We start from the raw sequence: 21,371 nt of genomic DNA on the forward strand, positions 1-21,371 counted from the left end.
CGCACCGTACGGGACCGGGTGGCCCGCGCCGCCGCGTGGGGCGAAGATCACAGCTCGACGGCCTGCGCGGCGCCGGACCGCTGAGTAACGTGAGCCCGTGCCGAAGAACAGGAACACGTTCTCATCCATTGCCGCCGGGCCGCGCCGGCTCGCGCAGCGCGCCGTCCACGCGGGCTGGGCGTGGGTGCAGCGCACGGGTGCGGTGACCGCCGCGCACCCCGGGCGGCTGCGGTTCGGTGCGATCGGCGAGGGCACCCGGCTGGCCTTCCCGCAGGGCACGGTCTTCGGGGAGCCGTGGATCAGGCTCGGTGCGCACTGCATCGTGGGCCAGCACGTGACGCTCACCGCGGGGATGATGCCGGACCTCGACCTCGGGCCCGATCCGATCCTGCGGATCGGCGACGGCGTCGTCCTGGGGCGCGGCAGCCACATCATCGCCGACACCACGGTCACGATCGGCGACGACTGCTACTTCGGCCCCTATGTGTACGTGACGTCCACCAACCACTCGTACGACGATCCCCACACGCCCATCGGCAAGCAGTGGCCGCGGATGGAGCCGGTGGAGATCGGGCCCGGCTGCTGGATCGGGACGGGGGCGGTGATCCTGCCGGGGGCCCGGATCGGCCGCAACGTCGTGGTCGCGGCCGGCGCCGTCGTCCGGGGCGAGGTGCCGGATCACGCGGTGGTGGCGGGGGCGCCCGCGCGGGTGGTGCGGTCGTGGGACGCGCAGCGGGGGTGGGAGCCGCCGCTGCGGACGCCGGCGCCCGTGCCGATTCCCGACGGGATCACGCCGGAGCAGCTCATCGCGCTGGGGGAGTTGGGGGAGGCGTAGGCCTTCCTCAGGTCGCCAGGAGGACCGTGCCCGCCAGGGCCAGGCCCGCGCCGACCGCCTGGATGCCGCGCAGGCGTTCGTTCAGGACCGCCCGTGCCGCCAGCGCCGTCACCACCGGGTAGACGGAGGAGAGCACGGCGGCGACCGTGACCGGGCCGTTCTGCGCGGCCACCGAGTACGTGCCGTTGGCCGCGACGTCCGCGAGGCCGACGAAGGCGAGGGCGGGCAGCGCGGTCCGGACGACGCCCATGCCGGAGCCCTCGGGCAGCGCCCTGCCGCCGCGCCTCACGGAGACGTACAGCGCCGCGCCGCCCGCCGCCACGTTGGTCACGCGCTGCACGAACAGCGCGAGGAAGAGGCCGGTCAGCGTGGTCGACGCCTCGGCGATCAGGGCCATCACGCCGCCGAAGCCGAACGCGGCGAGCAGGGTGAGCAGCACCGCCCGGCGCTGCACGGGCGCGCCGCGCAGTTCGGGGCCGCCCGCGAGCACGATGCCGGCGACGGCCACGGCGATGCCCGCGAACTGCGCGAGTCCGGGCCGTTCGCCGAGGAGGAGTCCGACGCCGACCGGCACGGCGACGCCGAGCGAGCCGAGCGGCGAGACGACGCCCATCGGGCCGAGGGCCAGCGCCTTGTAGAAGGCGAGCATGGCGACGGGGCCGACGAGGCCCGCGGCCACCGCGAACCACAACTGCGGGCCCCACTCGCTCCAGCCACCGGTCGCGACGACGACCGCGCCGAGCACGGCCACCGCGATCGTCTGCGAGACGACCACCACCGTCAGGGCCGGGATGCGCCGGGTCAGCAGTCCGCCGCCGAAGTCCGCGAGACCCCACAGGAGGCTGGTGGCCAGGGCGAACAGTGCGGTCATCGAGGAGCCTCGCAGTACAGTGTGTTGAACCATCCGGAACCATCAGGTGCACCACACCGTAGTTCAGTATCCTGAACTCTGTCATCCAAAATATTGGACGGAATGTGTCGGACCTCGACCAGCTGACCCAGTCGCTCGCACGCAACCTCAAGCGCTGGCGCAACGAGAGGGGCTTCACCCTCGACGCCCTCGCGGCCCGCGCCGGCGTGAGCCGCGGCATGATCATCCAGATCGAGCAGGCCAGGACCAACCCCAGCGTGGGCATCACGGTGAAGCTCGCGGACGCGCTGGGCGTCAGCATCACCACGCTCCTCGACTACGAACAGGGCTCGCACGTACGGCTCGTGCCGCCGGAGCAGGCGGTCCGCATGTGGTCGACGGAGGCCGGCAGCAGCACCACGCTGCTGGTGGGCACCGACGCGCGCGGCCCCTTCGAGCTGTGGTCCTGGCGGCTGATGCCCGACGACGGCAGCGACTCCGACGCCCATCCGCCGGGCACCGTCGAGCTGTTGCACGTCTCCCGGGGTGAACTGACCCTCCTCGTCGACGGGGTCGAGCACCTCGTCCCCGCGGGCACGGCCGCCACCTTCGAGGCCAACGTGCCGCACGGCTACCACAACAAGGGCGCCGAACCGGTGGAGATGACCATGACCGTCTCGGTGCCGCCCGCCCACGCCGCCGCCTACTGAGGGCTGTTAGCGTTCCGCCATGCGCGCACCCATCGGTGAATTCGACGTCGTCCGCACCGCCCCGGAAGCCCTCGACCTGCTCGTCGCGCCCGTCGCCGAGGCCGTGCGCGGCTGGCACGGGCCCGTCCCGGCCGAGGAGCTCGTCCACGTCGACACCGACCCGCGCTGGGCCGACACCGCCACCTTCCTGGAGCACTACGGCCCCGAACTGCTCGACCAGTCCGCCAACTGCGTCGTCGTCGCGGGCAAGCGCGGCGGCGGGACCACGCTCGCCGCGTGCGTCGTGCTGTCCGGGACGCGGGTCGACGTGAACGGCGCCGTGCGCCGCCAACTGGGCGCGCGCAAGGCGTCGTTCGCCCCGATGGACACGGCCACGGGCGAGACCGGCATGGAGTACGGCGGCATCACCCCGATCGGGCTGCCCGCCGCGTGGCCGCTGCTGGTCGACTCCGCCGTCGCCGCTCTGCCGTACGTCCTGGTCGGCAGCGGAAGCCGGCGCGGCAAGCTCATCGTGCCCGGCAAGGTCTTCGCCGGGCTCCCGAACGCGGTCGTGCTCGACGGGCTCGGCGCCGCCGCCTGACCCTCACCGCGCGTCCCGCCGCAGCCGCACCCGGTACGAATGGCGCTCGGGCAGGAAGTGGCTGATCGTCAGCTCGACGGGACGTCCCGCTGCGGTCACGGACAACCGGTCGACGCGCAGCAGCGGATGCGCGGGCGGACAGCCGAGACGGGCGGCCGCCGCCGCGTCCGCAGGGGCGACCGTCACGCTCTGGTGCGCCTCGGCGACGGGCTCCGGGAGCCGCCCGTCGAGCAGGCCGAGCACCGCCGCGCCGCTCGCCGCGCCCTTCACGGTCAACTCGGGTATGTCCGCGAGGAGTTCACCGACCTCGGGCGGCAGGAAGACGGCCGTCAGACAGAACGGCGTGTCCTCGCGCAGGCGCAGGAAGTCGGCCCGGTCCACCTGGTCGGCGCCGAGCCGCAGGCGTCCCGCCGCGTCGAGGTCGACCAGACGGCGCAGCGGTGTCAGGAGACGCGTCGACGTGTCCGGCGGCAGCGCGAACAGGTCCTCCGCGGCCGTGAACCGGCCGCCGGGGTGGTCGTGCCGCCGCCTGGCGAACGTGCCGCGACCCGGCGCACGGTCCACCAGGCCCTCCGCCACCAGGTCCTGGAAGGCGCGCCGCACCGTCTGCCGGCTCACGCCGCGGCTCGCCGCGAGCTGGGCCTCCGTGGGCAGCCGCACCCCCTCGGGATAGTCGTGCCGCAGGATCGCCTCACGCAGCTCGCGGGCCAGCCGCGCATACGCGCTCTCACCCCGGCCCATGGTGCTGTCCCCCGTAGCCCCGCATGCTCTTCGCCTCTCGTCTCAGACGTCCAGGCCGCCGCGCGCCACGAGTTGACGGGCAATCACATTGCGCTGGATCTCATTGGTGCCCTCGCCCACGATCATCAGCGGCGCGTCGCGGAAGTAGCGCTCGACGTCGAACTCCGTGGAGTAGCCGTGGCCGCCGTGGATGCGGACCGCGTCGAGCGCGATCCGCATGGCCGTCTCCGAGGCGAACAGCTTGGCCATCCCCGCCTCCATGTCCACGCGCCGCCCCGCGTCCGCCTCGCGCGCCGCGTGCAGGGTCAGCTGGCGGGCCGCCGACAGCGAAGTCGCCATGTCCGCGAGGTAGTTGCCGATGGACTGGTGCCGCCAGATCGGCACGCCGAACGACTCGCGCTCCTGGGCGTAGCGCAGCGCGTCCTCGAACGCCGCCCGTCCCACGCCGAGCGCGCGGGCCGCGACCTGCAGCCGCCCGGTCTCCAGGCCCTTCATCATCTGCGCGAAACCCTCGCCCTCGACGCCGCCGAGCAGCGCGTCGGCCGGGGCGCGGTAGCCGAAGAAGGACAGCTCGCAGCTCTCCACGCCCTTGTAGCCGAGCTTCGGCAGGTCGCGCGAGACGGTCAGGCCGGGGCCGTGCTCGACGAGCAGCACGGAGATGCCGCTGTGGCGCGGTGCGGCGTCCGGGTCGGTCTTGCACAGCAGCGCGATCAGCCGGGAGCGGCGGGAGTTGGTGATCCACGTCTTCGCGCCGTCGACGACATACCCGTCGCCGTCCTCGGCGGGGCGGGCGACCGTGCGCAGCGCCTGAAGGTCCGAGCCGCCGCCCGGCTCGGTCAGCGCCATCGTGGCGCGCACCTCGCCCGTGGCCATGCGGGGCAGCCAGCGGCGCCGCTGCTCGGGCGTGCCGAAGTGCACCAGCAGCTTCGTGACGACGGTGTGGCCGCCCATCGCGCCCGCCAGGCTCATCCAGCCGCGCGCCAGCTCCTCGGTGACCAGGACGTAGCAGGGCGTGGAGACCGGGGTGCCGCCGAACTCCTCGGGCACGGCGAGCCCGAACACGCCGAGCTCCTTCATCCCCTCGATGAGTTCCTCGGGATAGGTGTCGGCGTGCTCCAACTGGCGCGCGACGGGCCTGACCCGCTCGTCCACGAAGTCGCGGACGGTCGTGACGACCAGCCGCTCGTCGGGGGAGAGGTCGTCCAGGGTGCTCACCGGCAGACCCCTTCCGCGCGCAGCCGGGCGATGTCGTCGGGCCCGCGCCCCAGTTCGGCGAGGATCGCGTCCGTGTGCTCGCCCGCCCCGGGCACCGGGTCCATGCGCGGCGCGACCCCGGAGAGCAGGGCCGGGGGCAGCAGCGCCTGGACGGGCTCCGCCGTGCCCGGCACCCGGATGTCCCGCCAGCGGTCGCGCTCGGCGAGCACCGGGTGGTCGAGGAACTCGTGCACCGAATTGACCCCGGCGTTCGCGATGCCGGTCCGGTCGAGCAGCTTCATCGCCTCCTCGCCGTCGAGTTCACGGAAGCGTACGGAGATGAGCGCGTCCAGCGCGTCGCGGTGCGCCACGCGGTCGGACCCGGTGGCGAACCGGGGATCCTCCGCGAGCTCGGGCCGGCCGAGGAACTCCCGGCACAGGGCGGCCCATTCGCGTTCGTTCTGCACGGAGAGCAGCACGTCCTTGCCGTCGGACGCGGTGAACGGGCCGTACGGCGCGACCGTGGCGTGCCGGGCGCCGACGCGGGGCGGCTGGGTGCCGCCGTAGCGGGTGTAGTAGGCGGGCTGGCTCATCCACTCGGCGAGCGCGTCGAACAAGGAGACCTCGACGGCGGGCGCGCGGCCGGTCGTCGCGCGGGTGAACAGCGCCGAGAGGATGCCGCTGTAGGCGTACATCCCGCCCGCGATGTCGGCGACCGAGATGCCCACGCGCACCGCCTCGTCCGGGGTGCCGGTGAGCTGGAGCAGCCCGGTCTGGCACTGCACGAGCAGGTCGTACGCCTTGCGGTCCGCCCAGGGCCCTTCCGTGCCGTAGCCGCTGACGGTGCACGGGATCAGGGAGGGGTGACGGGCCTGCAGCTCCTCGGCGCCCAGGCCCATGCGGGCGGCGGCGCCCGGGGCGAGGTTCTGCACGAACACATCGGCGCCCGCGAGGAGTTCGGCCAGGATCTCCTGTCCTTCCGCGGACTTGAGGTCGAGGGTGAGGGACTCCTTGGAGCGGTTCAGCCAGACGAAGTAGCTGGCCTGCCCGTGCACCGTGGTGTCGTACCGACGCGCGAAGTCGCCGCCGCCGGGCCGCTCGACCTTGATGACGCGGGCGCCGAGATCGGCGAGCTGCCGCGTGGCGAAGGGAGCGGCGACGGCCTGCTCCAGGCTGACGACGGTGATGCCGGCGAGGGGGAGGGGAGGAGGCATGCCGCGTTTGTACGGCCAAAGGGTGGGCGCGTCAATGGCCGGTCCACGGGGGCGCCTCGGCGTACGGGCGGGGCGCATGGGGTTGACGGGGGCGAGCGCGCGGCGGAGGGTGGGTGAGGATGCGTACGGCACGGGCCCGGATTTGTACGGCACAAGGCGTCGTGGGGGCGGGCGTGCCGACGGGCGGCGCGGGCGGCGCGACGGTGCGGGGGTGAGCATGGGGCACACGCCATCACGGCGGGGCAAGGGGCTCGCGGCGTACCTGGACGCCTGGAACCCGGATCCGGTCACCACGGTGGACGTGCTGCGTGCCGAGCCGCTCGCCGCGTTCGGCGCACTGCTCGACGTTCCCGACGTTCCCGCCGGGGCCGGTCCTCCGGACGCCCCCGTCGCCGGTGGGCACCTGCCGCCCCTGTGGCACTGGCTGTACTTCCTCGACTGGCCCGCCCAGCGCGACCTCGGTACGGACGGCCACCCCGCGCACGGAAGCTTCCTGCCGCCGGTCCCCGACCGCCGCCGGATGATCGCGGGCGGCCGGGCCGAGTTCACCGCGCCCCTCACCGTCGGCGCCGAGGCCCGGCGCACCACCGGCCTCGCCAAGACGGAGGTCAAGCACGGCCGCACCGGCGAGATGGTGTTCGTCACCGTGCGCCACGAGATCATCCAGGAAGGGCGGGTCCGCGTCGTCGAGGAGCAGGACGTCGTCTACCGCAGCGGCGAGGACACGCGCCGCCGCGGGCGCTTCGGATGCGACACGGGCGACGCGCCCGAGGCCGCCGAGCCCTGGCAGCTGGTGCTGCGCCCCTCGCCCTCGCTGCTCTTCCGGTTCAGCGCGCTGACCGCCAACGCGCACCGCATCCACTACGACACGCCGTACTGCAAGGACGTCGAGGGCTACCCGGGGCTCGTCGTGCACGGCCCGCTGCTGGTGCTGCTCATGCTCCAGGCGGCCCGCGCACACGCGCCGGGGCGGACGGTGCGCGGTCTGTCGTACCGATTGCACCAGCCGTTGTTCGCCGGGGAGCAGCTCCTGGCCCTCGGCGGGCCGGACGGCGAGCGCGGGGCCGAGCTGCGTGTCGCGAGCCGCCGCGACGAACGGCACGCGAGCGCGCGCGTGACGTTCGCCTGACGGGGGCGCTCGCCTCTTCCGCGTACGTCTGACGGGGGCGCTCGCCCTCTCCGAGTACGTCTGACGGGGGCGCTCGCCCCTTCTCCGCGTACGCCTGACAAAGGCGCTCGCCCTCCCCGCGTACGCCCGACGAAGGCACCGGCTCTCCCCGCGTACGCCCGACCGCGGCGCCCCCCCCTCGCCGACATGCGCCCGATTGCGCCGCGTCCTTCCCGACGCGCTCCGGACGTGCGGTCGACGCGCGCCGGAAGCGCGCAGTTCAGCCGGCGCCGTCACCGTGCTGAACGTGCCGCGCCGCAGCGGCGCCGGACCCGAGCGCGTCCGTGACCGCCGTCTCCTCCTCTTCCCCCCTCTTCTCTCCCTTCTTCTTCCCGCTCTTCCCCTCGGCCCCGTCGTCCCCACCGAACCGAGAACGGAACTGTCATGCCTTCGACACCGCTCGTCACGACGGCCACCAGCTCCTACGTCACCTCCATCGCCGACACCCCCGCACAGATCAGGGCCGCCCAGCGGCTGCGGTACCAGGTGTTCGGCGAGGAACTGGGCGCGACCCTCGACACGCCCCTGCCCGGACACGACATCGACGCCTTCGACGACCTCGCCGACCACCTCCTCGTCACCGACACCTCGACCGGCGACGTCGTCGGCACCTACCGGCTGCTGCCGCCCGGCAGGACGGACCGGTCCTACTCCGACGGCGAGTTCGACCTGCGCGCGCTCGGCGGCCTGCGGGCCTCGACCGTCGAGGCGGGCCGCTCCTGCGTGCACCCCGCCCACCGCTCCGGGGCCGTGATCAACCTGATGTGGTCGGCGCTGGCCCGCTACGTCCTGCTCTCCGGCCACCGTCACCTGGCGGGCTGCGCCTCGGTGCCGCTCGCCGACGGCGGCCGGGCCGCGGCCAGCGCCTGGCTGCTCGGCACGGCCAAGCACGTGTCGCCGCCCGATCTGCGCGTCCACCCCCGGCGCCCCTGGACGCCCACCGGTCCCGCGCCCGAGCGCCCGTCCTACGCCGATCTGCCGCCCCTGCTGCGCGGCTACCTCCGCCTCGGCGCGTGGATGTGCGGTGCCCCCGCGCACGACCCGGACTTCGACGTCGCGGACTTCTTCGTGCTCCTCGACATGGAACGCCTCAGCCCGCGCTACCGCCGCTACTTCCTCGGGGAGGACGCGTGAGCGGCACCTGGTGTCCGGCGCACGCGCCGGGTCCCGCCTCGCCGCCGAGCCCGTGGGCGGCCGAGATCGGCTGCCCCGCGCGCTGTGCCACCGACCCGGACCCGCGCGTGCCGCTGGCTGAACTCGCGCGCCGGTACGCCGCGTTGACCGGCGTGCTGCCCCGGTCCTTCGCACGCGGCGACCGGCTCGCCGACCCGCGGATCCTGCGGTCGCAGGCGCGCGCGGTGCTCGGCGCGCTCGGCGTGCGGCTCGAGGCGGGGCCCGGAGGCGTGGGGCGCCTGAGCGCGCGCGAGGGCGGCGTGGGCACGCTCGTCGTGGCCAACCACATCTCCTGGCTCGACGTCGTCGCCCTGCTCGCCGTCGAGCCGGTGCACGTCCTCGCCAAGCGGGAGGTCGGCCGCTGGCCGGTCGTCGGCGCGCTCGCCCGGCGCGCGGGCACACGGTTCATCGACCGGGAGGGCAGCCCACGTCAACTGCCGTCATCTGTGGCGGAGTTGGCGCGTGATCTGCGCGACGGCACCTCGCTCCTGGTGTTTCCGCAGGCGACGACGTGGTGCGCCGCGGGGGGCGGACGGTTCCGGCGGGCCGTCTTCCAGGCGGCGGTGGACGCGGGCGCGCCCGTGCGCCCGGTGACGATCGAGTACCGGCAGCGCGGCGCCGCCTCCACCGCGGCGGCCTTCCTCGGCGACGAGGACTTCACGGTCTCGCTGCGCCGGGTGGCCGCCGCGCGCGGGCTGACCGCGCGGATCACGGTGCACGATCCGCTCCTCGGCGCCGACCGGCGGGCGCTGGCCGACGCGGCCCGCGCGGCGGTCACGGGGGCAGCGGTCACGCGGGCGGCGGCCGTGGGCCGGGACACGGTCCGCGGAGCGGGCCCCCGGCGGCCGGTCGGTCACCGCCCCCTGCCCGCCCGGCCGCTCCCGTAGCGGTGGGCGCGGTCGGGCACGGGCGCGCGCGTGGCGCGGACGGTGCTGCTGTCGAGCGGCGCGTCGGCCAACCGGCGCCAGATCAGGGCGACATGGCGGGCGAGGCGGACGACCGGCTTGTGGGCGAAGATGATGTACGTCATGAGGGCACCTCCCAAAGGGCGGCGCGGCAGCGGGAGTCCACGCGACAGCGGGACGGACGGCATGCGTGAGGAACGCGAAGGGTCCGCCCGTGAGGTGTGCGTGAGGGACGCGGGAGGCGTCAGCGCGTACCGCGAGGAGACGGGTGAAGGACGCTGAGGAGTCGACGACTGCGACTCGGACTCTTGTCCATGATGACCGCCTCCTCTCCACGCGACGTGCGGAACCCACTCGATTCGATCCGATTCGACTCGATTCGATCCCGGCGGAATTGCCCCCACCGTAAGCGCCGGGTGTCCGGACGGCCAGGGGCCGAAGGTCCCGAAACGCCGCCACGGCGATCCCCGGGGCGCCGGGCGGACGGACCCGGACGGGCGCGCACGGACGCGGACAGCGGCGGGCCCGCCGCGCAGTCGGCATGCGCGGCGGGCCGGGGGAGGCGCGGTGAGCGGCGGGCGGTGCTCAGCCCTGGCGCGTCAGCCGCTTGAAGTTGTCGCCGAAGGTCCAGCCCTTCGAGCCGTCCCAGTTGATGGACCACGTCATCAGGCCCTTGAGGGAGCCGTTGTAGGTGTTCCACGCCTGGGAGACGAGGTTCGGCGCCATGTAGCCGCCGCCCGCGCCCGGCTGGGCCGGCAGACCCGGGACCTGCTTGTCGTAGGGGACCTTGATGGTGGTGCCCTGGATGACCAGGCCCTTGTTGAGGCAGTCGGTCTGGGCGGTGAAGCCCTGGACGGTGCCGGCGGAGTAGGAGTCGCCGGAGCAGCCGTACATGCTGCCGTTGTAGTACTGCATGTTCAGCCACCACAGGCGGCCGTTGTCCGCGTACTTCTTGATGACCGGCAGGTACGCGCCCCAGATGGAGCCGTAGGTGACGCTGCCGCCCGTGACGTACGCCGTCTCCGGGGCCATCGTGAGGCCGAAGCCCGCGGGCATGCGGGCGAGCACGCCGTCGATGATGCGGATCAGGTTGGTCTGCGAGGGCGAGAGCTGGTTGATGTTGCCGCTGCCCACCAGGCCGGTCTCGATGTCGATGTCGATGCCGTCGAAGTTGTACTTCTTCAGGATCGGCACGATGGTCTCGACGAAGCGGTCCGCGACGGCGGGCGAGCTGAGGTCGATGCCGGCCGTCGCGCCGCCGATGGACATCAGGATGGTGGCGCCGTCGGCCTTGGCCTGGCACATCTCGGCGGGCGTCGCGACCTTCACGGTCGCGTCCATGCCGTCCTCCCACAGGACGGTGCCGTCCGAGCGGATCACGGGGAAGGCCGCGTTGATCACGTTGTAGCCGTGCTCGCGGATGCGGGAGTCGGTGATCGGGGTCCAGCCGAACGGCGGGTGGACGCCGTTGGAGGCGCCGTCCCAGTTCTCCCAGTACCCCTGGAGCACCTTGCCCGCGGGCTTCGGCTTGAGGGCGCAGGTGTCGGCCCGCGGTGCGGGGGCGGCGGACTCCGGAGCGGCCGCGGCGGCCGGCAGTTGTGCGACACAGACCAGTGCCAGGGCGGACCCCAGCAGGCGTAACGTCCGACCGATCACGCTGTTGCTCCCTGGATGCGGAGGGGGATCTGGAGACGTGCGGGGTGCGATGCGTCAACTTAGGATGGTCCAGACCAGGCGTCAATAGGTCTGCACCAAAGGCGGGTTGACGGTAAGCGGGTCCGTGTCGCGGTGCCTCAGCCGTCCACCGGGAGTCCCTTCGGCTCCTTGATCCGCTTCATGATGATCTGGCTGTTGACCTCGGTGACGCCCGCCAGCGCCGTGAGGCGCTCGATCCAGAGGCGTTCGTACGCCGCGAGGTCCGCGACCGCGATGCGCAGCAGGCAGCCGGGGCTGCCGAACAGGCGGTGCGCCTCGATGACGTCCGGAATGTCCTGGAGCGCCTCCTCGAACGCCTCCACCGTCTCGCGGTCGCGCCGCACCTCGATGGAGACGAGCACCTCGAAGCCGCGCCCGACGGCCGCCGGGTCGACGACCGCGCGATACCCCTGGATCACGCCGTCCAGCTCCAGCTGGCGCACCCGTCGCATGCACGGGGAGGCGCTCAGGCCGACCCGCTGGGCCAGCTCCTGGTTGGTCAGTCGGCCGTCCTTCTGTAGCTCACGCAAGATGTTGCGATCGATATCGTCCATGGCGCAATTATTCACCCTTCATGTTGCGGGAGGGGTCCATCTTGGCAAGCACATTGCGCGATGTTCGATCTATCGTTGCGTCGAGGCTGCCCACCACTCCGGGGGCTGAGGGTCCTCGAGGAACCAGGGAGGTACGCGGACGTGGAACCGCAGACGCGACGGATCGTCGTCATCAGCACCGGCGGGACGATCGCGAGCCGCTGGCAGGGGACCGGTTTCGCCGCCGACGCCCCCGGCCGCGAGGTGCTCGCCACGGCCGCGCTGCCCCACGACATCAAGGTCGAGGTCGTCGACCTGTTCAACGTGAACAGCCCGCGCCTGACCTCCGCCCAGCAGCTCACCCTGCTGCGCACCGCGCACGAGGTGCTCGCCGACCCCGGCGTCGACGGCATCGTCGTCACGCACGGCACGGACACCCTTGAGGAGTCCGCCTTCCTCCTCGACCTGCACCACGACGACCCCCGCCCGGTGGTCTTCACCGGCGCCCAGAAGCCCCTCGGCGTCGAGGGCGGCGACGGCCCCGGCAACCTCTACGACGCGCTGCTCACCGCCGCGACGGTCCGCGACCTCGGCGTCCTCGTCGTCTTCGACGGCAAGGTGCACGCCGCCCGCGGCACCGTGAAGACCCAGACCCTCGCCGCCGACGCCTTCGCCGACCCGTCCGGTCCGCGCGTGGGCAAGGTCGGTTTCGGCAAGGTCTCGATACTGCACCGCCCGGAGCGCCCCGCCCCGCTGCCGCTGCCCGCCGCCACCTCCCTGCCGCGCATCGACATGGTCATGCACCACGTCGACGCCGACCCGCTCTTCGTCGAGACGGCCGTCGAGGCGGGCGCCCAGGGCATCGTGCTCGTCGCCACCGGCGCGGGCAACGCGACCCCCGAGTTCGTCGCCGCCGTCGCCGCCGCCGTCGACCAGGGCGTCCTCGTCGCCCTGACCACCCGTGTCCCGGCCGGTCCCGTCACCGAGATCTACACGCACGGCGGTGCCGTCGACCTCGCGGCGGCGGGCGCCGTGCTCACCGGCACGCTGCGCGCCGGGCAGGCACGCAGCGCGGTGCTCGCGGCGCTCCTCGCGGCCTCCGGCCGGGACGAGCGGACCGCCGTGCTGCGGCGCGCTCTCGGCGAGACGGCCGTCGTGGCCGACATCGCCGACCGGGCCGCCTGAACGTTTCGCCTCGACTGCCTCCCGCGGCCGGCCGACTAGGCCGGTCGCGCAGCTCCCCGCGCCCCTGACGGGGCGCGCCCCGCCGTGTACGACCCTGGAAGAGAACGCCATGACCGCCGCCCCCACTCCCGCACTCCGCCGCGAGCACGACCTGCTCGGTGACCGGGACGTGCCCGCCGACGTCTACTGGGGCATCCACTCCCTGCGGGCCACCGAGAACTTCCCGATCACGGGCATCCCGATCTCCGTGTACCCGCAGCTGATCGACGCGCTCGCCGCCGTCAAGGAGGCCGCCGCCCGCGCCAACGAGGAACTCGGCCTGCTCCCGAAGGCCAAGGCCGACGCCATCGCCGCCGCCTGCCGGGAGATCCGCGAGGGCCGCCTGCACGACCAGTTCGTCGTCGACGTCGTCCAGGGCGGCGCGGGCACCTCCACCAACATGAACGCCAACGAGGTCGTCGCCAACCGCGCCCTCGAACTCCTCGGCCACCCCAAGGGCGCCTACGCGCACCTGCACCCGAACGAGGACGTCAACCTCAGCCAGTCCACCAACGACGTCTACCCCACCGCCGTGAAGGTCGCGACGATCAGCGCGGTGCACGGACTGCTGCGCGCGATGTCGGTGGTGCAGGACGCGTTCGCGGCGAAGGCGCTGGAGTTCCGCGACGTCCTGAAGATGGGGCGCACCCAGCTCCAGGACGCGGTGCCGATGACGCTCGGCCAGGAGTTCTCCGCGTACGCCGTGATGCTCGACGAGGACCGCGCGCGGCTCGCCGAGGCCGTCGAGCTGATCCACGAGATCAACCTCGGCGCCACCGCGATCGGCACGGGCCTCAACGCCCCCGCCGGTTACGCCGAGACGGCCCGCCGCCACCTCGCCGAGATCACCGGCATGCCGCTGGTGACGGCCGCCAACCTGGTCGAGGCCACCCAGGACTGCGGCGCCTTCGTGCACCTGTCGGGCGTCCTGAAGCGGATCGCGGTCAAGCTCTCCAAGAGCTGCAACGACCTGCGGCTGCTGTCGTCGGGGCCGCGCGCGGGGCTCAACGAGATCAACCTGCCGCCGGTGCAGGCCGGTTCGAGCATCATGCCGGGCAAGGTCAACCCGGTCATCCCCGAGGTCGTCAACCAGGTCGCCTTCGAGGTGATCGGCAACGACGTCACCATCACCATGGCCGCCGAGGCGGGCCAGCTCCAGCTCAACGCCTTCGAGCCGATCATCCTGCACTCGCTCGCCAAGAGCATCACCTCGCTGCGGGCGGCCTGTGTCACCCTCGCCGAGCGCTGCGTCGAGGGCATCACCGCCAACACGGAGGTGCTGCGCGCCTCGGTGGAGACGTCCATCGGCCTGGTGACCGCGCTCAACCCGCACATCGGCTACACCGCGGCGACGGAGATCGCGCAGGAAGCCCTGAGCACGGGCAGGGGCGTTGCCGAACTGGTGCTGGAGAAGGGGCTGTTGCCGCCGGAGCGGCTTGCGGAGCTGCTCACCCCTGAGCGGGTGGCCGGGGCGGCCTGAGGTCTTTCGGCTGCGCGTCCGTCGTGGCGGGGCGCGCAGTTCCCCGCGTCCCTGCCGGGGCGCCCGCTAGCGGGGCGCCAGGGCGTCCAGCGCCGCTTGTGCCGTGAACTCGCCGTGGCCGCCCCGGAACAGCAGTTCCGCCGCGGCGAATGCGGCGTCATCGGCGTGGGCGGCCACGTAGGGGATCGCCACACACCGCATGCCCGCCGCCCGCGCGGCCTCCGCGCCCGGCGTTGCGTCCTCGAAGACCACGCAGTCCGCCGGCGCGGCGCCGAGCAGCTCGGCCGCGGCGAGGAAGACGTCCGGCGCCGGCTTGCCGCGCGGGACCTCCTCGGCCGAGACGAACGTGGTCAGCTGCGCGTCCAGGCCCGTGCCGGCCAGGATCGCCGCGATGGCCGCGCGCGAGGAGCCGGACGCCACGGCCATCGGCACGCCCGCGTCGTGCAGCCGCTCGACGAGCTTGCGCATCTCCGGGTAGACGGGGGTCTCGGCGCGGGCCAGTGCCAGATAGCGGCGGTCCAGGTCGGCGAGCAGCTCGTCCACCGTCGCCTCGATCCCGTACTCCCGCCGCCACAGCGCGAGCGTCTCGTGCGAGCTGATGCCGACGTACCGCTCGTTGTCGGCCCAGGTGTACGGGCGGCCCGTGTACTCGGCGAGCAGGGCCCGCGACGCCTCGTAGTAGTTGGGCTCGCTGTCCACGAGGGTGCCGTCGAGATCGAAGATGACCGAGGTGCTGCCGAAGGTGCTCATGCCTCCAGCATGCCAAAGGCCCAGCTCACGACGGCGGGGCCGACCGTCCGCCCCGCCTCACGACCGCGCGGCCGTGGCCCTGCCCACCGACTCGACCAGCGGCAGCAGACGGTGCGGCACGCGCTCCCTGAGCGCCATCTCGGTGCGGGTGCGCACCACGCCCGGCAGCTTGATCAGCCGCTGGATGACGTCTTCCAGGTGACCGTTGTCACGCGCCGCGACGCGGGTCAGCAGGTCGCCGCCGCCCGTGATCGAGTACGCCTCGATGATCTCGGGCACGGCGGCGAGCGCGTCCCCCACGTCGTCCAGATGTCCCTGGGTGACCTCGATGTGGACGAAGGCGAGCACGGGGTGGCCGAGCGCCGCGGGGGAGAGGAAGGGGCCCGTGCCGGTGATCACGCCGTCCCGCTCCAGGCGGTCGAGCCGGGCCTGGAGGGTGCCGCGGGCGATGCCGAGGACGCGCGCGTACTCGCGCAGGCTGGTGCGGGGCTGTTCGAGGAGCAGGCGCAGGATGCGGGTGTCGAGTTCGTCGACGGCCATGGTCCGTGGTTCTCCCAGGTGGGCGGGTGGATCGGTGGTGACTGTAGCCGCTGGGCCCGCGGTTACGGCTGCGCCTTGCCCGCGAGGAACTCGTCCCAGGTGGCGACCGAGGCGGCCGGCGGTGCGGTGATCCGGGGGACCGCGCCGAAGTCCGAGTACTCCTCGTCGATCACCTCGCGCCCCTTCTTGCCCTTGCCCGTCTCGCGCGACTTGAGGACGAGGTCGTCCTTGCCGACCCACATGTCGATGACGACCGAGCGCATGCCCTGCTTCTTCGCCATCTCGACGTAGAGGTCCCGCAGGCCCTTGGAGAGGGCGGGACCGGAGTACGTCGCGAGCTCGTCGAGGACGACCTTGCCGCGGTAGTGGTCGGCCGGGCGGCCGCCCACCTTCTCCTCGGCGACCCACGCGGTGGACCTCGTCGCGGCGAGCGCGCCCGCGAACTCCTTGAGGTACCCGGCCGCGCGCGGCGTGCCCCCGTCGTCACCGCTGCCGCCGAGGTCGATGCTGTACCAGCTCTTGCCGGGCACCCCGTCCGACTTCACGTACGCCGTGCCGCCCAGGGAGATCATGTGGCTGATGCCGGTCGGGCTGGACGCGGACTTCTCGACCTCGGCCTTGACGACCGTGGCGGCCGGCTTCTTCTGGTAGAGCATCTCGGAGCGCTCCGAGCCGCCCTCGCCGGTCTGGACCGTCTTGTACGAGGACTGCGCGCCGGTCTTCCTCGCCGCGGCGAGGAGCACCTCGTGCGCGTCGGTCCGGTCGTTCCGCGCCCCGCCCTTGCCGCCGCCCGAGCCGCCGTCGCCGCCGTCCGCACCGCATCCCGCCAGCACCGCCGTGAGCGCCGCCCCCACGGCCGCCACCACGATGCCCCTCCCCATGACCTGCACTGTTCTTGTTCCTTCTGGGTCGTACCGAGTCGGCCGCGCCGAACGTCGAGTGATCCTAACCGGCGCCGTTCGTACGCGTGTGCCCCTGTTCGGCGAGGGGCCGAGCGGGGAGGGGAGGTCCTCCCGCCCGGCCCTGCGGGTGCTACTGGGGCGTGACCCACACCTGGCGCTTGTTCGTGTTCGCCGTGTACAGCTGGACCTTCGTGCTGTTGGCGGTCGAGCCGCCCGTCACGTCGAGGACCTTGCCGGACGCGACGTGCACGATCTGGCCCTTCGCGTTCACCGACCAGCGCTGGGACGCGCCGCCGGTGCAGTCGGTGAGGGTGATCTTGTTGCCGTTGGTGTTCGCGTTGCGGTAGTTGTCCAGGCACTTGCCGAGCGAGCGGAAGGCGCCGTCCTTCTGCAGGATCCAGGACTGCCCCGGGCCCTTGTTGCAGGTGTAGAGCTGGATCTGGGTGCCGTTGGCGGCCTTCCCGCCCTTGACGTCCAGGCACTTGCTGCCGATGCCGGTCACCTTGCCCTGCGGGGGCAGCGCCGCGCCGCCGCCGCGCGCCAGGTGGCGCAGGCCCTGCATGTCGAACTGCTGGACGTAGGTGCCCGCCCGCTTGTCCTGGTAGGCGTTGGTGGGCGTGCACATCACCGGGAACTGGCCGGAGTCGGTGCCCTTGACGCAGTCGCCGCGGGTCGCGCTGCGGTTGGCGTGCGTGAGGCCCATGGTGTGGCCGAGCTCGTGGCTGATGTGGTTGCGCAGGTACGTCTCGCCCATGGACGGCGCGGGCTTCCCGTCCGCGGTGAAGAACTCGTCGTCGATGTACGCGTGCCCGCTGGTCACCGTGTCGGCGACGGACGAGGAGAAGAAGCCGCAGCTCAGGCTCTTGCTGCCGGAGCCGTCACGGACGACCTTCCAGCCGGTGGAGCCGCCGTCGGCGGGCGGTATGCAGGGGCGGTGCAGTAGACCGACGACGATCTCGCCCTTGGGGCGCTGGTAGTCCCAGCCGACCGGGTTCGTGTCGACGGTCACCGGCAGGGTGGTGACGCGCTGGAGGTCGGCGGCGGACCGCTTGACGTAGGGCGCCAGCCAGTCCGCGGCCTTCTTGTCGTAGAACTTGATGGTGTAGCCGGTGGCGAGGTACTTGGACGGGCCGCCCGACTTCCAGCCCTCGCCCTGCGGGGCGGCCGCCGCGGCACCCCGGGCCGAGGGCGCCGACCGCGCCGGGTCCGCCGCCTTGAGCGACATGACGCCGTCCTCGAAGGCGGTCCCGTCCGCGCGGGAGCTGCCGAAGTCCTGCCGCTCGGCGGGGACGGCCCCCGGGTTCGCGGGCGCGGCGGCCGGGCGCGTGGCCTGCGGCTCCCCGTCGCCCTCGCCGGTGCCGAACGCGGTGGGCGTCAGCTGTATCCCCGCCACGACGGCCGCCGCCGCGCCCACGGCGGCCATCGCCATGCGGCGCTTGCGCGCGCCGCGCTTCCGTATGGAACTCAAGTCCCCGTTGTCCTCTCACTGAAGGAGCATGTGTCGACCCCGGGCCTCGCGCTGGGGGAGGCCCGGGGTCGAACAGATGATAGGGGTGAAGTAAGTGACCTCTGTTGCCAGTTGGGGCGAGCGTGATGTGCGGCTCGCCCCTTCGGCGCGGGACGCTCGCGGCTTCGGTGCGGGACGCTCGCCCCTGCGGCACTCTGCGTGCCGCGTCTGCCGGTCTACGCGCTCCGCGTCAGTGCGCGTTCTCCGTCGGGCGCAGACCCTTGGGGATCTTCGCCCAGGTGAGCGCCGCGGCGGCCAGCGGCAGCGCGGCCGCCATCAGGAACGTCGGCGTCATCCCCGCGGTGAACGCGTCGGCTGCCCTGGTCAGCAGGGCGCCGCCGGCCGGTCCGGTCAGCTCGGACGCCACCCGCGCGGCCTCGCCGATCGAGTCGCGCACGGCCGCCGTGGTCTCGGCGGTGAGGCCGAGGTCGGGCAGGTTCACGCGGTACAGCGCGGTGGCGATGCTGCCGAGGACGGCGACGCCCATCGCGGCGCCCAGCTCGTAGGCGGTCTCCTCGATCGCCGCCGCACCGCTGACGTCCTTGGCCGGGGTGGCGGCCATCAGCGTCACGGACGCGGCGGTCGTGGCGACGCCGACGCCGATGCCGAGCACCGCGAGCGCCACGGAGATCTCGCCGTAGCCGAGCGGACCCGACAGCTGCAGCAGCCACGGCAGGGCGAGCCCGGCCGTCATCAGGACCAGACCGCCGCCCATGACGTGCCGGATCGGCAGGCGGTGCATCAGCGCCGGGGTGAGCAGCGAGGCGACGACAAGACCCAGCGGCGCGGGCAGCAGCCGGATGCCCGCCTCCAGCGGGGTGTAGCCCTGTCCGTACTGGAACCACTGGGTGATCAGGAACAGCGCCGAGCCCATCGCGATCATGCCGAGGAAGATCGAGGAGGCGGCGATGGCGAACGGCCGGGAGGCGAAGAGGCGGATCCGCAGCAGCGGGTTCTCCAGGCGCAGCTGGCGGCGGACGAACATCGTCAGCGTCACCGCGGCCACCACGAGCAGGCCCCAGGCCATCGGGTCGGCGGGGCCGCCCTTGCCGAGCTGCTTGATGCCGCCCGCGAGGGCGAGCATGCCGACGACGGACTGGCCCACGCCCCACCAGTCCCAGCGGCCCGCGCGGGGCTGGTGGGACTCGGGCAGTATCCACAGGCCGAGCGCGATGATCACCAGCGCGACCGGGATGTTGATGAGGAACGCGGAGTGCCAGCCGTTGTTCTCGACCAGCAGACCGCCCACGACCGGGCCGAACGCCATGCCGCCGCCGAAGACGGCGGACCACACCGCGTACGCGAGAGCGCGCTCACGGGCGTCGGTGAAGACGTGCCGCAGGATCGACAGGGTCGCCGGCATGATCGCCGCGCCGCCCGCGCCGAGCAGCGCGCGGGCCGCGATGACCTGCCAGGCCGAGGTCGCGAAGACGGCGAGCAGCGAGGCCAGGGCGAAGACGCCGAAGCCGATCAGGAGCAGCCGCTTGCGGCCCCAGCGGTCGCCGAGCGCGCCCGCGGTGACCAGGAGTCCGGAGAGCACGAGCGCGTAGCTGTCGATGATCCAGAGCTGCTGCACCGAGCTGGGGCGCAGATCGGCGACCAGGGAGGGGAAGGCGACGTTCAGGATCGTGGTGTCCATCGCGATCAGCAGGAGGCTGCCGGAGAGGATCGCGAGGACGGCCCAGCGCCGTGGATCACGTTGCGGGGTCATGGTTGTAACACCTCAATTTCGAATGAGACATCAATGTCTCACATGAAACGTTGAAGTGTCCAATGATCGTCGGACTTCAAGATCCCCGGGCAGGCCGGTTCCGCCCCGCGGCGCCGGACGTCACCGCACCCGCTGAAGGGCCTCCGGCGTCAGATCGGCAAGGGTCGGATAGCCGTCCACGGCCATGAGCAGATCGGCCTCGGCGAGCAGCGAGCACAGCACGTGCGTCACGCCCTCGGCGCCGCCGATGCCCAGGCCGTACGCGTACGGACGCCCCACGCCGACGGCCGTGGCGCCGAGCGCGACGGCCTTGACGACGTCCGCGCCGCTGCGCACGCCCGAGTCGAACAGGACCGGCAGCCCGTCGGCGGCCTCGACGACGGCGGGGAGCACGTCGAGCGCGGGCAGACCGCCGTTGGCCTGGCGCCCGCCGTGGTTGGAGCAGTAGATGCCGTCCACCCCGCCGTCCCTGGCGCGCCGCACGTCCTCGGGGTGGCACAGCCCCTTCACGATCAGCGGCAGCGAGGTCAGGGACCGCAGCCACGGCAGGTCGTCCCAGGTGAGCGGGTTGCCGAAGACCCGCACCCACGTCAGGACCGCGGACTGCGGGTCCTGCTCGGGGGCGGCCGGCAGCAGGGCGCGGAAGACCGGGTCGCTGGTGTAGTTGGCCAGGCAGTGGCCGCGCAGCTGGGGGAAGTTCGAGCTGGCGAGGTCGCGCGGGCGCCAGCCGGTGATCCAGGTGTCCAGGGTGACGACGATCGCCTTGAACCCGGACTTCTCGGCCCGCCGGACCAGGCTCTCGGCGAGGTCGCGGTCGGTCGGCGTGTACAGCTGGAAGAAGCCGGGCGTCTCGCCGAGCTCCGCGGCGACCGCCTCCATCGGGTCGGCCGACAGGGTGGAGGCGATCATCGGCACCCCGGTCCCGCGGGCCGCCCGCGCGGTCGCCAGATCGCCGTGCCCGTCCTGCGCGCAGATGCCGAGGACCCCGATGGGCGCCATGAACAGCGGCGAGGGCAGCGTCATGCCGAACAGGTCGACGGACAGGTCGCGCCGGTCCGCGCCGACGAACATCCGCGGCACGAGCCCCCACCCGTCGAACGCGGTGACGTTGGCGTCCTGCGTGCGCTCGTCGCCCGCGCCCCCGGCCACGTACGAGACGACGGAGGGCGGCAGCGCGGCGTGCGCGCGGGCCTCCAACTCTGCGTACGTCATGGGGTACTTGGGGACGACGCCGGCCAGGCCGTTGAGGTAGATCTCGTCCTGGTAGTCCTTGAAGGGGCGGGGCGTCGCGTTCATGGGGCGGCCTTTCCGGAGCGGGTGCGGAGCGCGGAGAGGCGGCGGGCCCCGCGTCGTGCCGTGCGGTGCGGACCGGCTCCTCCGCCGTCGGCGACGGGCGCGCCCAGTCTGGTTTGAAGCTGATGTCAACGTCAATGTGCCGGGCGCGGACCGGACCGCGGGCCTTCCCGGGGGCTTCGACCGTGACGACGCGCGGCGATCGGCCCGCGGCAGCGATCCGGTGGACGGGCGATTGGCGATCACCCGGGGCGGGAATCACGGTGGGGCAGGACCGGTCGCGCAAGACAGTCCGCGACCCCGGTGGCGACAGAGGTCGCGGGTGGACGCCGGTTGTTGTCCCAGGGAGGGGAAGTGAGCTGCCAT

The 21,371-nt window shown here is 73.0% G+C and carries 21 protein-coding genes; 8 read left to right on the forward strand and 13 right to left on the reverse strand.

Going from position 1 to position 21,371, the window contains the following annotated elements:
* Positions 1 to 97 precede the first annotated feature (97 nt).
* Positions 98 to 835 carry an acyltransferase gene (locus AB0L89_RS14960; protein ID WP_365140065.1) on the forward strand — a complete coding sequence of 246 codons (738 nt, stop codon included), beginning with the start codon at positions 98 to 100 and terminating at the stop codon, positions 833 to 835.
* Between the two features lie 7 nt (positions 836 to 842).
* Here the strand turns inward: AB0L89_RS14960 and AB0L89_RS14965 are convergent, their stop codons facing one another.
* Positions 843 to 1,706 (reverse strand): DMT family transporter, encoded by an 864-nt coding sequence (locus AB0L89_RS14965; protein WP_365140068.1) that lies wholly within the window; start codon positions 1,704 to 1,706, stop codon positions 843 to 845.
* A gap of 104 nt (positions 1,707 to 1,810) precedes the next feature.
* On the opposite strand from AB0L89_RS14965, the gene AB0L89_RS14970 reads away from it, so the two are divergent.
* A complete protein-coding gene (locus AB0L89_RS14970) occupies positions 1,811 to 2,395 on the forward strand; it encodes an XRE family transcriptional regulator (RefSeq protein ID WP_365140071.1) in 585 nt (194 codons plus the stop codon).
* A 19-nt stretch (positions 2,396 to 2,414) separates the two neighbouring features.
* The gene (locus tag AB0L89_RS14975; protein WP_365140074.1) at positions 2,415 to 2,975 is read left to right on the forward strand and encodes a YbaK/EbsC family protein; all 561 of its coding nucleotides are present in this window, start codon (positions 2,415 to 2,417) and stop codon (positions 2,973 to 2,975) included.
* A 3-nt stretch (positions 2,976 to 2,978) separates the two neighbouring features.
* On the opposite strand, the gene AB0L89_RS14980 is transcribed toward AB0L89_RS14975, so the two are convergent.
* The 3 genes from AB0L89_RS14980 to AB0L89_RS14990 are packed head-to-tail and all read right to left on the reverse strand — an operon-like array spanning position 2,979 to position 6,124.
* Positions 2,979 to 3,716, reverse strand: a complete 738-nt coding sequence (locus AB0L89_RS14980; protein ID WP_365140077.1) for a GntR family transcriptional regulator — start codon at positions 3,714 to 3,716, stop codon at positions 2,979 to 2,981.
* A gap of 42 nt (positions 3,717 to 3,758) precedes the next feature.
* Positions 3,759 to 4,931 carry an acyl-CoA dehydrogenase family protein gene (locus AB0L89_RS14985; RefSeq protein WP_365140080.1) on the reverse strand — a complete coding sequence of 391 codons (1,173 nt, stop codon included), beginning with the start codon at positions 4,929 to 4,931 and terminating at the stop codon, positions 3,759 to 3,761.
* Positions 4,928 to 6,124, reverse strand: coding sequence for a CaiB/BaiF CoA-transferase family protein (locus AB0L89_RS14990; protein WP_365140082.1), 1,197 nt, complete (start codon positions 6,122 to 6,124; stop codon positions 4,928 to 4,930). The genes AB0L89_RS14985 and AB0L89_RS14990 overlap by 4 nt, the downstream gene beginning before the upstream one ends.
* Positions 6,125 to 6,341: 217 nt before the next feature.
* On the opposite strand from AB0L89_RS14990, the gene AB0L89_RS14995 reads away from it, so the two are divergent.
* The 3 genes from AB0L89_RS14995 (at position 6,342) to AB0L89_RS15005 (ending at position 9,352) form a co-directional block, all read left to right on the forward strand.
* On the forward strand, positions 6,342 to 7,253 hold the full coding sequence (locus tag AB0L89_RS14995; RefSeq protein ID WP_365140084.1) for a hypothetical protein: 912 nt from the start codon (positions 6,342 to 6,344) through the stop codon (positions 7,251 to 7,253).
* A 423-nt stretch (positions 7,254 to 7,676) separates the two neighbouring features.
* A complete protein-coding gene (locus AB0L89_RS15000; RefSeq protein WP_365140087.1) occupies positions 7,677 to 8,426 on the forward strand; it encodes a GNAT family N-acyltransferase in 750 nt (249 codons plus the stop codon).
* Positions 8,423 to 9,352 (forward strand): lysophospholipid acyltransferase family protein, encoded by a 930-nt coding sequence (locus tag AB0L89_RS15005; RefSeq protein ID WP_365140090.1) that lies wholly within the window; start codon positions 8,423 to 8,425, stop codon positions 9,350 to 9,352. Before AB0L89_RS15000 ends, AB0L89_RS15005 begins: the two co-directional genes overlap by 4 nt.
* On the opposite strand, the gene AB0L89_RS15010 is transcribed toward AB0L89_RS15005, so the two are convergent.
* The 3 genes from AB0L89_RS15010 to AB0L89_RS15020 all read right to left on the reverse strand — a co-directional run bounded on the left by AB0L89_RS15010 (position 9,319) and on the right by AB0L89_RS15020 (position 11,619).
* Positions 9,319 to 9,495 carry a hypothetical protein gene (locus AB0L89_RS15010; protein ID WP_365140093.1) on the reverse strand — a complete coding sequence of 59 codons (177 nt, stop codon included), beginning with the start codon at positions 9,493 to 9,495 and terminating at the stop codon, positions 9,319 to 9,321. The two genes, AB0L89_RS15005 and AB0L89_RS15010, sit on opposite strands and share 34 nt — an antisense overlap.
* 460 nt (positions 9,496 to 9,955) lie before the next feature.
* Entirely contained in the window at positions 9,956 to 11,023 is a 1,068-nt protein-coding gene (locus tag AB0L89_RS15015; protein WP_365141044.1) for a chitinase, read from the reverse strand.
* Positions 11,024 to 11,163: 140 nt separating this feature from the next.
* A complete protein-coding gene (locus AB0L89_RS15020; protein ID WP_365140096.1) occupies positions 11,164 to 11,619 on the reverse strand; it encodes an Lrp/AsnC family transcriptional regulator in 456 nt (151 codons plus the stop codon).
* A 141-nt stretch (positions 11,620 to 11,760) separates the two neighbouring features.
* On the opposite strand from AB0L89_RS15020, the gene AB0L89_RS15025 reads away from it, so the two are divergent.
* Together AB0L89_RS15025 and aspA are read left to right on the forward strand one after the other, a co-directional pair.
* On the forward strand, positions 11,761 to 12,783 hold the full coding sequence (locus AB0L89_RS15025; protein ID WP_365140099.1) for an asparaginase: 1,023 nt from the start codon (positions 11,761 to 11,763) through the stop codon (positions 12,781 to 12,783).
* Positions 12,784 to 12,892: 109 nt separating this feature from the next.
* Positions 12,893 to 14,302, forward strand: a complete 1,410-nt coding sequence (gene aspA / locus AB0L89_RS15030; protein ID WP_365140102.1) for an aspartate ammonia-lyase — start codon at positions 12,893 to 12,895, stop codon at positions 14,300 to 14,302.
* 66 nt (positions 14,303 to 14,368) lie between these two features.
* Here aspA and AB0L89_RS15035 read toward each other — a convergent pair whose 3' ends face one another.
* From AB0L89_RS15035 to AB0L89_RS15060, 6 genes are all read right to left on the reverse strand, one after another.
* Positions 14,369 to 15,052, reverse strand: a complete 684-nt coding sequence (locus tag AB0L89_RS15035; protein WP_365140105.1) for an HAD family phosphatase — start codon at positions 15,050 to 15,052, stop codon at positions 14,369 to 14,371.
* A gap of 57 nt (positions 15,053 to 15,109) precedes the next feature.
* Positions 15,110 to 15,592 carry an Lrp/AsnC family transcriptional regulator gene (locus tag AB0L89_RS15040; RefSeq protein ID WP_365140108.1) on the reverse strand — a complete coding sequence of 161 codons (483 nt, stop codon included), beginning with the start codon at positions 15,590 to 15,592 and terminating at the stop codon, positions 15,110 to 15,112.
* A 62-nt stretch (positions 15,593 to 15,654) separates the two neighbouring features.
* Complete coding sequence (locus tag AB0L89_RS15045) at positions 15,655 to 16,473, reverse strand: hypothetical protein (RefSeq protein ID WP_365140111.1); 819 nt, start codon at positions 16,471 to 16,473, stop codon at positions 15,655 to 15,657.
* A gap of 151 nt (positions 16,474 to 16,624) precedes the next feature.
* Complete coding sequence (locus AB0L89_RS15050) at positions 16,625 to 17,962, reverse strand: ricin-type beta-trefoil lectin domain protein (protein ID WP_365140114.1); 1,338 nt, start codon at positions 17,960 to 17,962, stop codon at positions 16,625 to 16,627.
* A gap of 229 nt (positions 17,963 to 18,191) precedes the next feature.
* Complete coding sequence (locus AB0L89_RS15055) at positions 18,192 to 19,712, reverse strand: MFS transporter (RefSeq protein WP_365140117.1); 1,521 nt, start codon at positions 19,710 to 19,712, stop codon at positions 18,192 to 18,194.
* Between the two features lie 120 nt (positions 19,713 to 19,832).
* Entirely contained in the window at positions 19,833 to 21,008 is a 1,176-nt protein-coding gene (locus tag AB0L89_RS15060; RefSeq protein ID WP_365140119.1) for an alpha-hydroxy-acid oxidizing protein, read from the reverse strand.
* Positions 21,009 to 21,371: the final 363 nt, after the last annotated feature.

The organism is Streptomyces sp. NPDC052114 (assembly GCF_040680155.1).
Lineage (GTDB): Bacteria > Actinomycetota > Actinomycetes > Streptomycetales > Streptomycetaceae > Streptomyces.

Excerpts from the sequence above, each read along its gene's own strand:
- AB0L89_RS15060 (WP_365140119.1), bottom strand. The coding sequence starts at position 21,008 with ATGAACGCGACGCCCCGCCCCTTCAAGGACTACCAGGACGAGATCTAC.
- AB0L89_RS15000 (WP_365140087.1), top strand. The coding sequence starts at position 7,677 with ATGCCTTCGACACCGCTCGTCACGACGGCCACCAGCTCCTACGTCACC.
- AB0L89_RS14995 (WP_365140084.1), top strand. The coding sequence starts at position 6,342 with ATGGGGCACACGCCATCACGGCGGGGCAAGGGGCTCGCGGCGTACCTG.
- AB0L89_RS15055 (WP_365140117.1), bottom strand. The coding sequence starts at position 19,712 with ATGACCCCGCAACGTGATCCACGGCGCTGGGCCGTCCTCGCGATCCTC.
- AB0L89_RS14975 (WP_365140074.1), top strand. The coding sequence starts at position 2,415 with ATGCGCGCACCCATCGGTGAATTCGACGTCGTCCGCACCGCCCCGGAA.
- AB0L89_RS15010 (WP_365140093.1), bottom strand. The coding sequence starts at position 9,495 with ATGACGTACATCATCTTCGCCCACAAGCCGGTCGTCCGCCTCGCCCGC.
- AB0L89_RS15035 (WP_365140105.1), bottom strand. The coding sequence starts at position 15,052 with ATGAGCACCTTCGGCAGCACCTCGGTCATCTTCGATCTCGACGGCACC.
- AB0L89_RS15040 (WP_365140108.1), bottom strand. The coding sequence starts at position 15,592 with ATGGCCGTCGACGAACTCGACACCCGCATCCTGCGCCTGCTCCTCGAA.
- AB0L89_RS14980 (WP_365140077.1), bottom strand. The coding sequence starts at position 3,716 with ATGGGCCGGGGTGAGAGCGCGTATGCGCGGCTGGCCCGCGAGCTGCGT.
- AB0L89_RS15020 (WP_365140096.1), bottom strand. The coding sequence starts at position 11,619 with ATGGACGATATCGATCGCAACATCTTGCGTGAGCTACAGAAGGACGGC.
- AB0L89_RS14990 (WP_365140082.1), bottom strand. The coding sequence starts at position 6,124 with ATGCCTCCTCCCCTCCCCCTCGCCGGCATCACCGTCGTCAGCCTGGAG.
- AB0L89_RS15045 (WP_365140111.1), bottom strand. The coding sequence starts at position 16,473 with ATGGGGAGGGGCATCGTGGTGGCGGCCGTGGGGGCGGCGCTCACGGCG.
- AB0L89_RS14965 (WP_365140068.1), bottom strand. The coding sequence starts at position 1,706 with ATGACCGCACTGTTCGCCCTGGCCACCAGCCTCCTGTGGGGTCTCGCG.
- aspA (WP_365140102.1), top strand. The coding sequence starts at position 12,893 with ATGACCGCCGCCCCCACTCCCGCACTCCGCCGCGAGCACGACCTGCTC.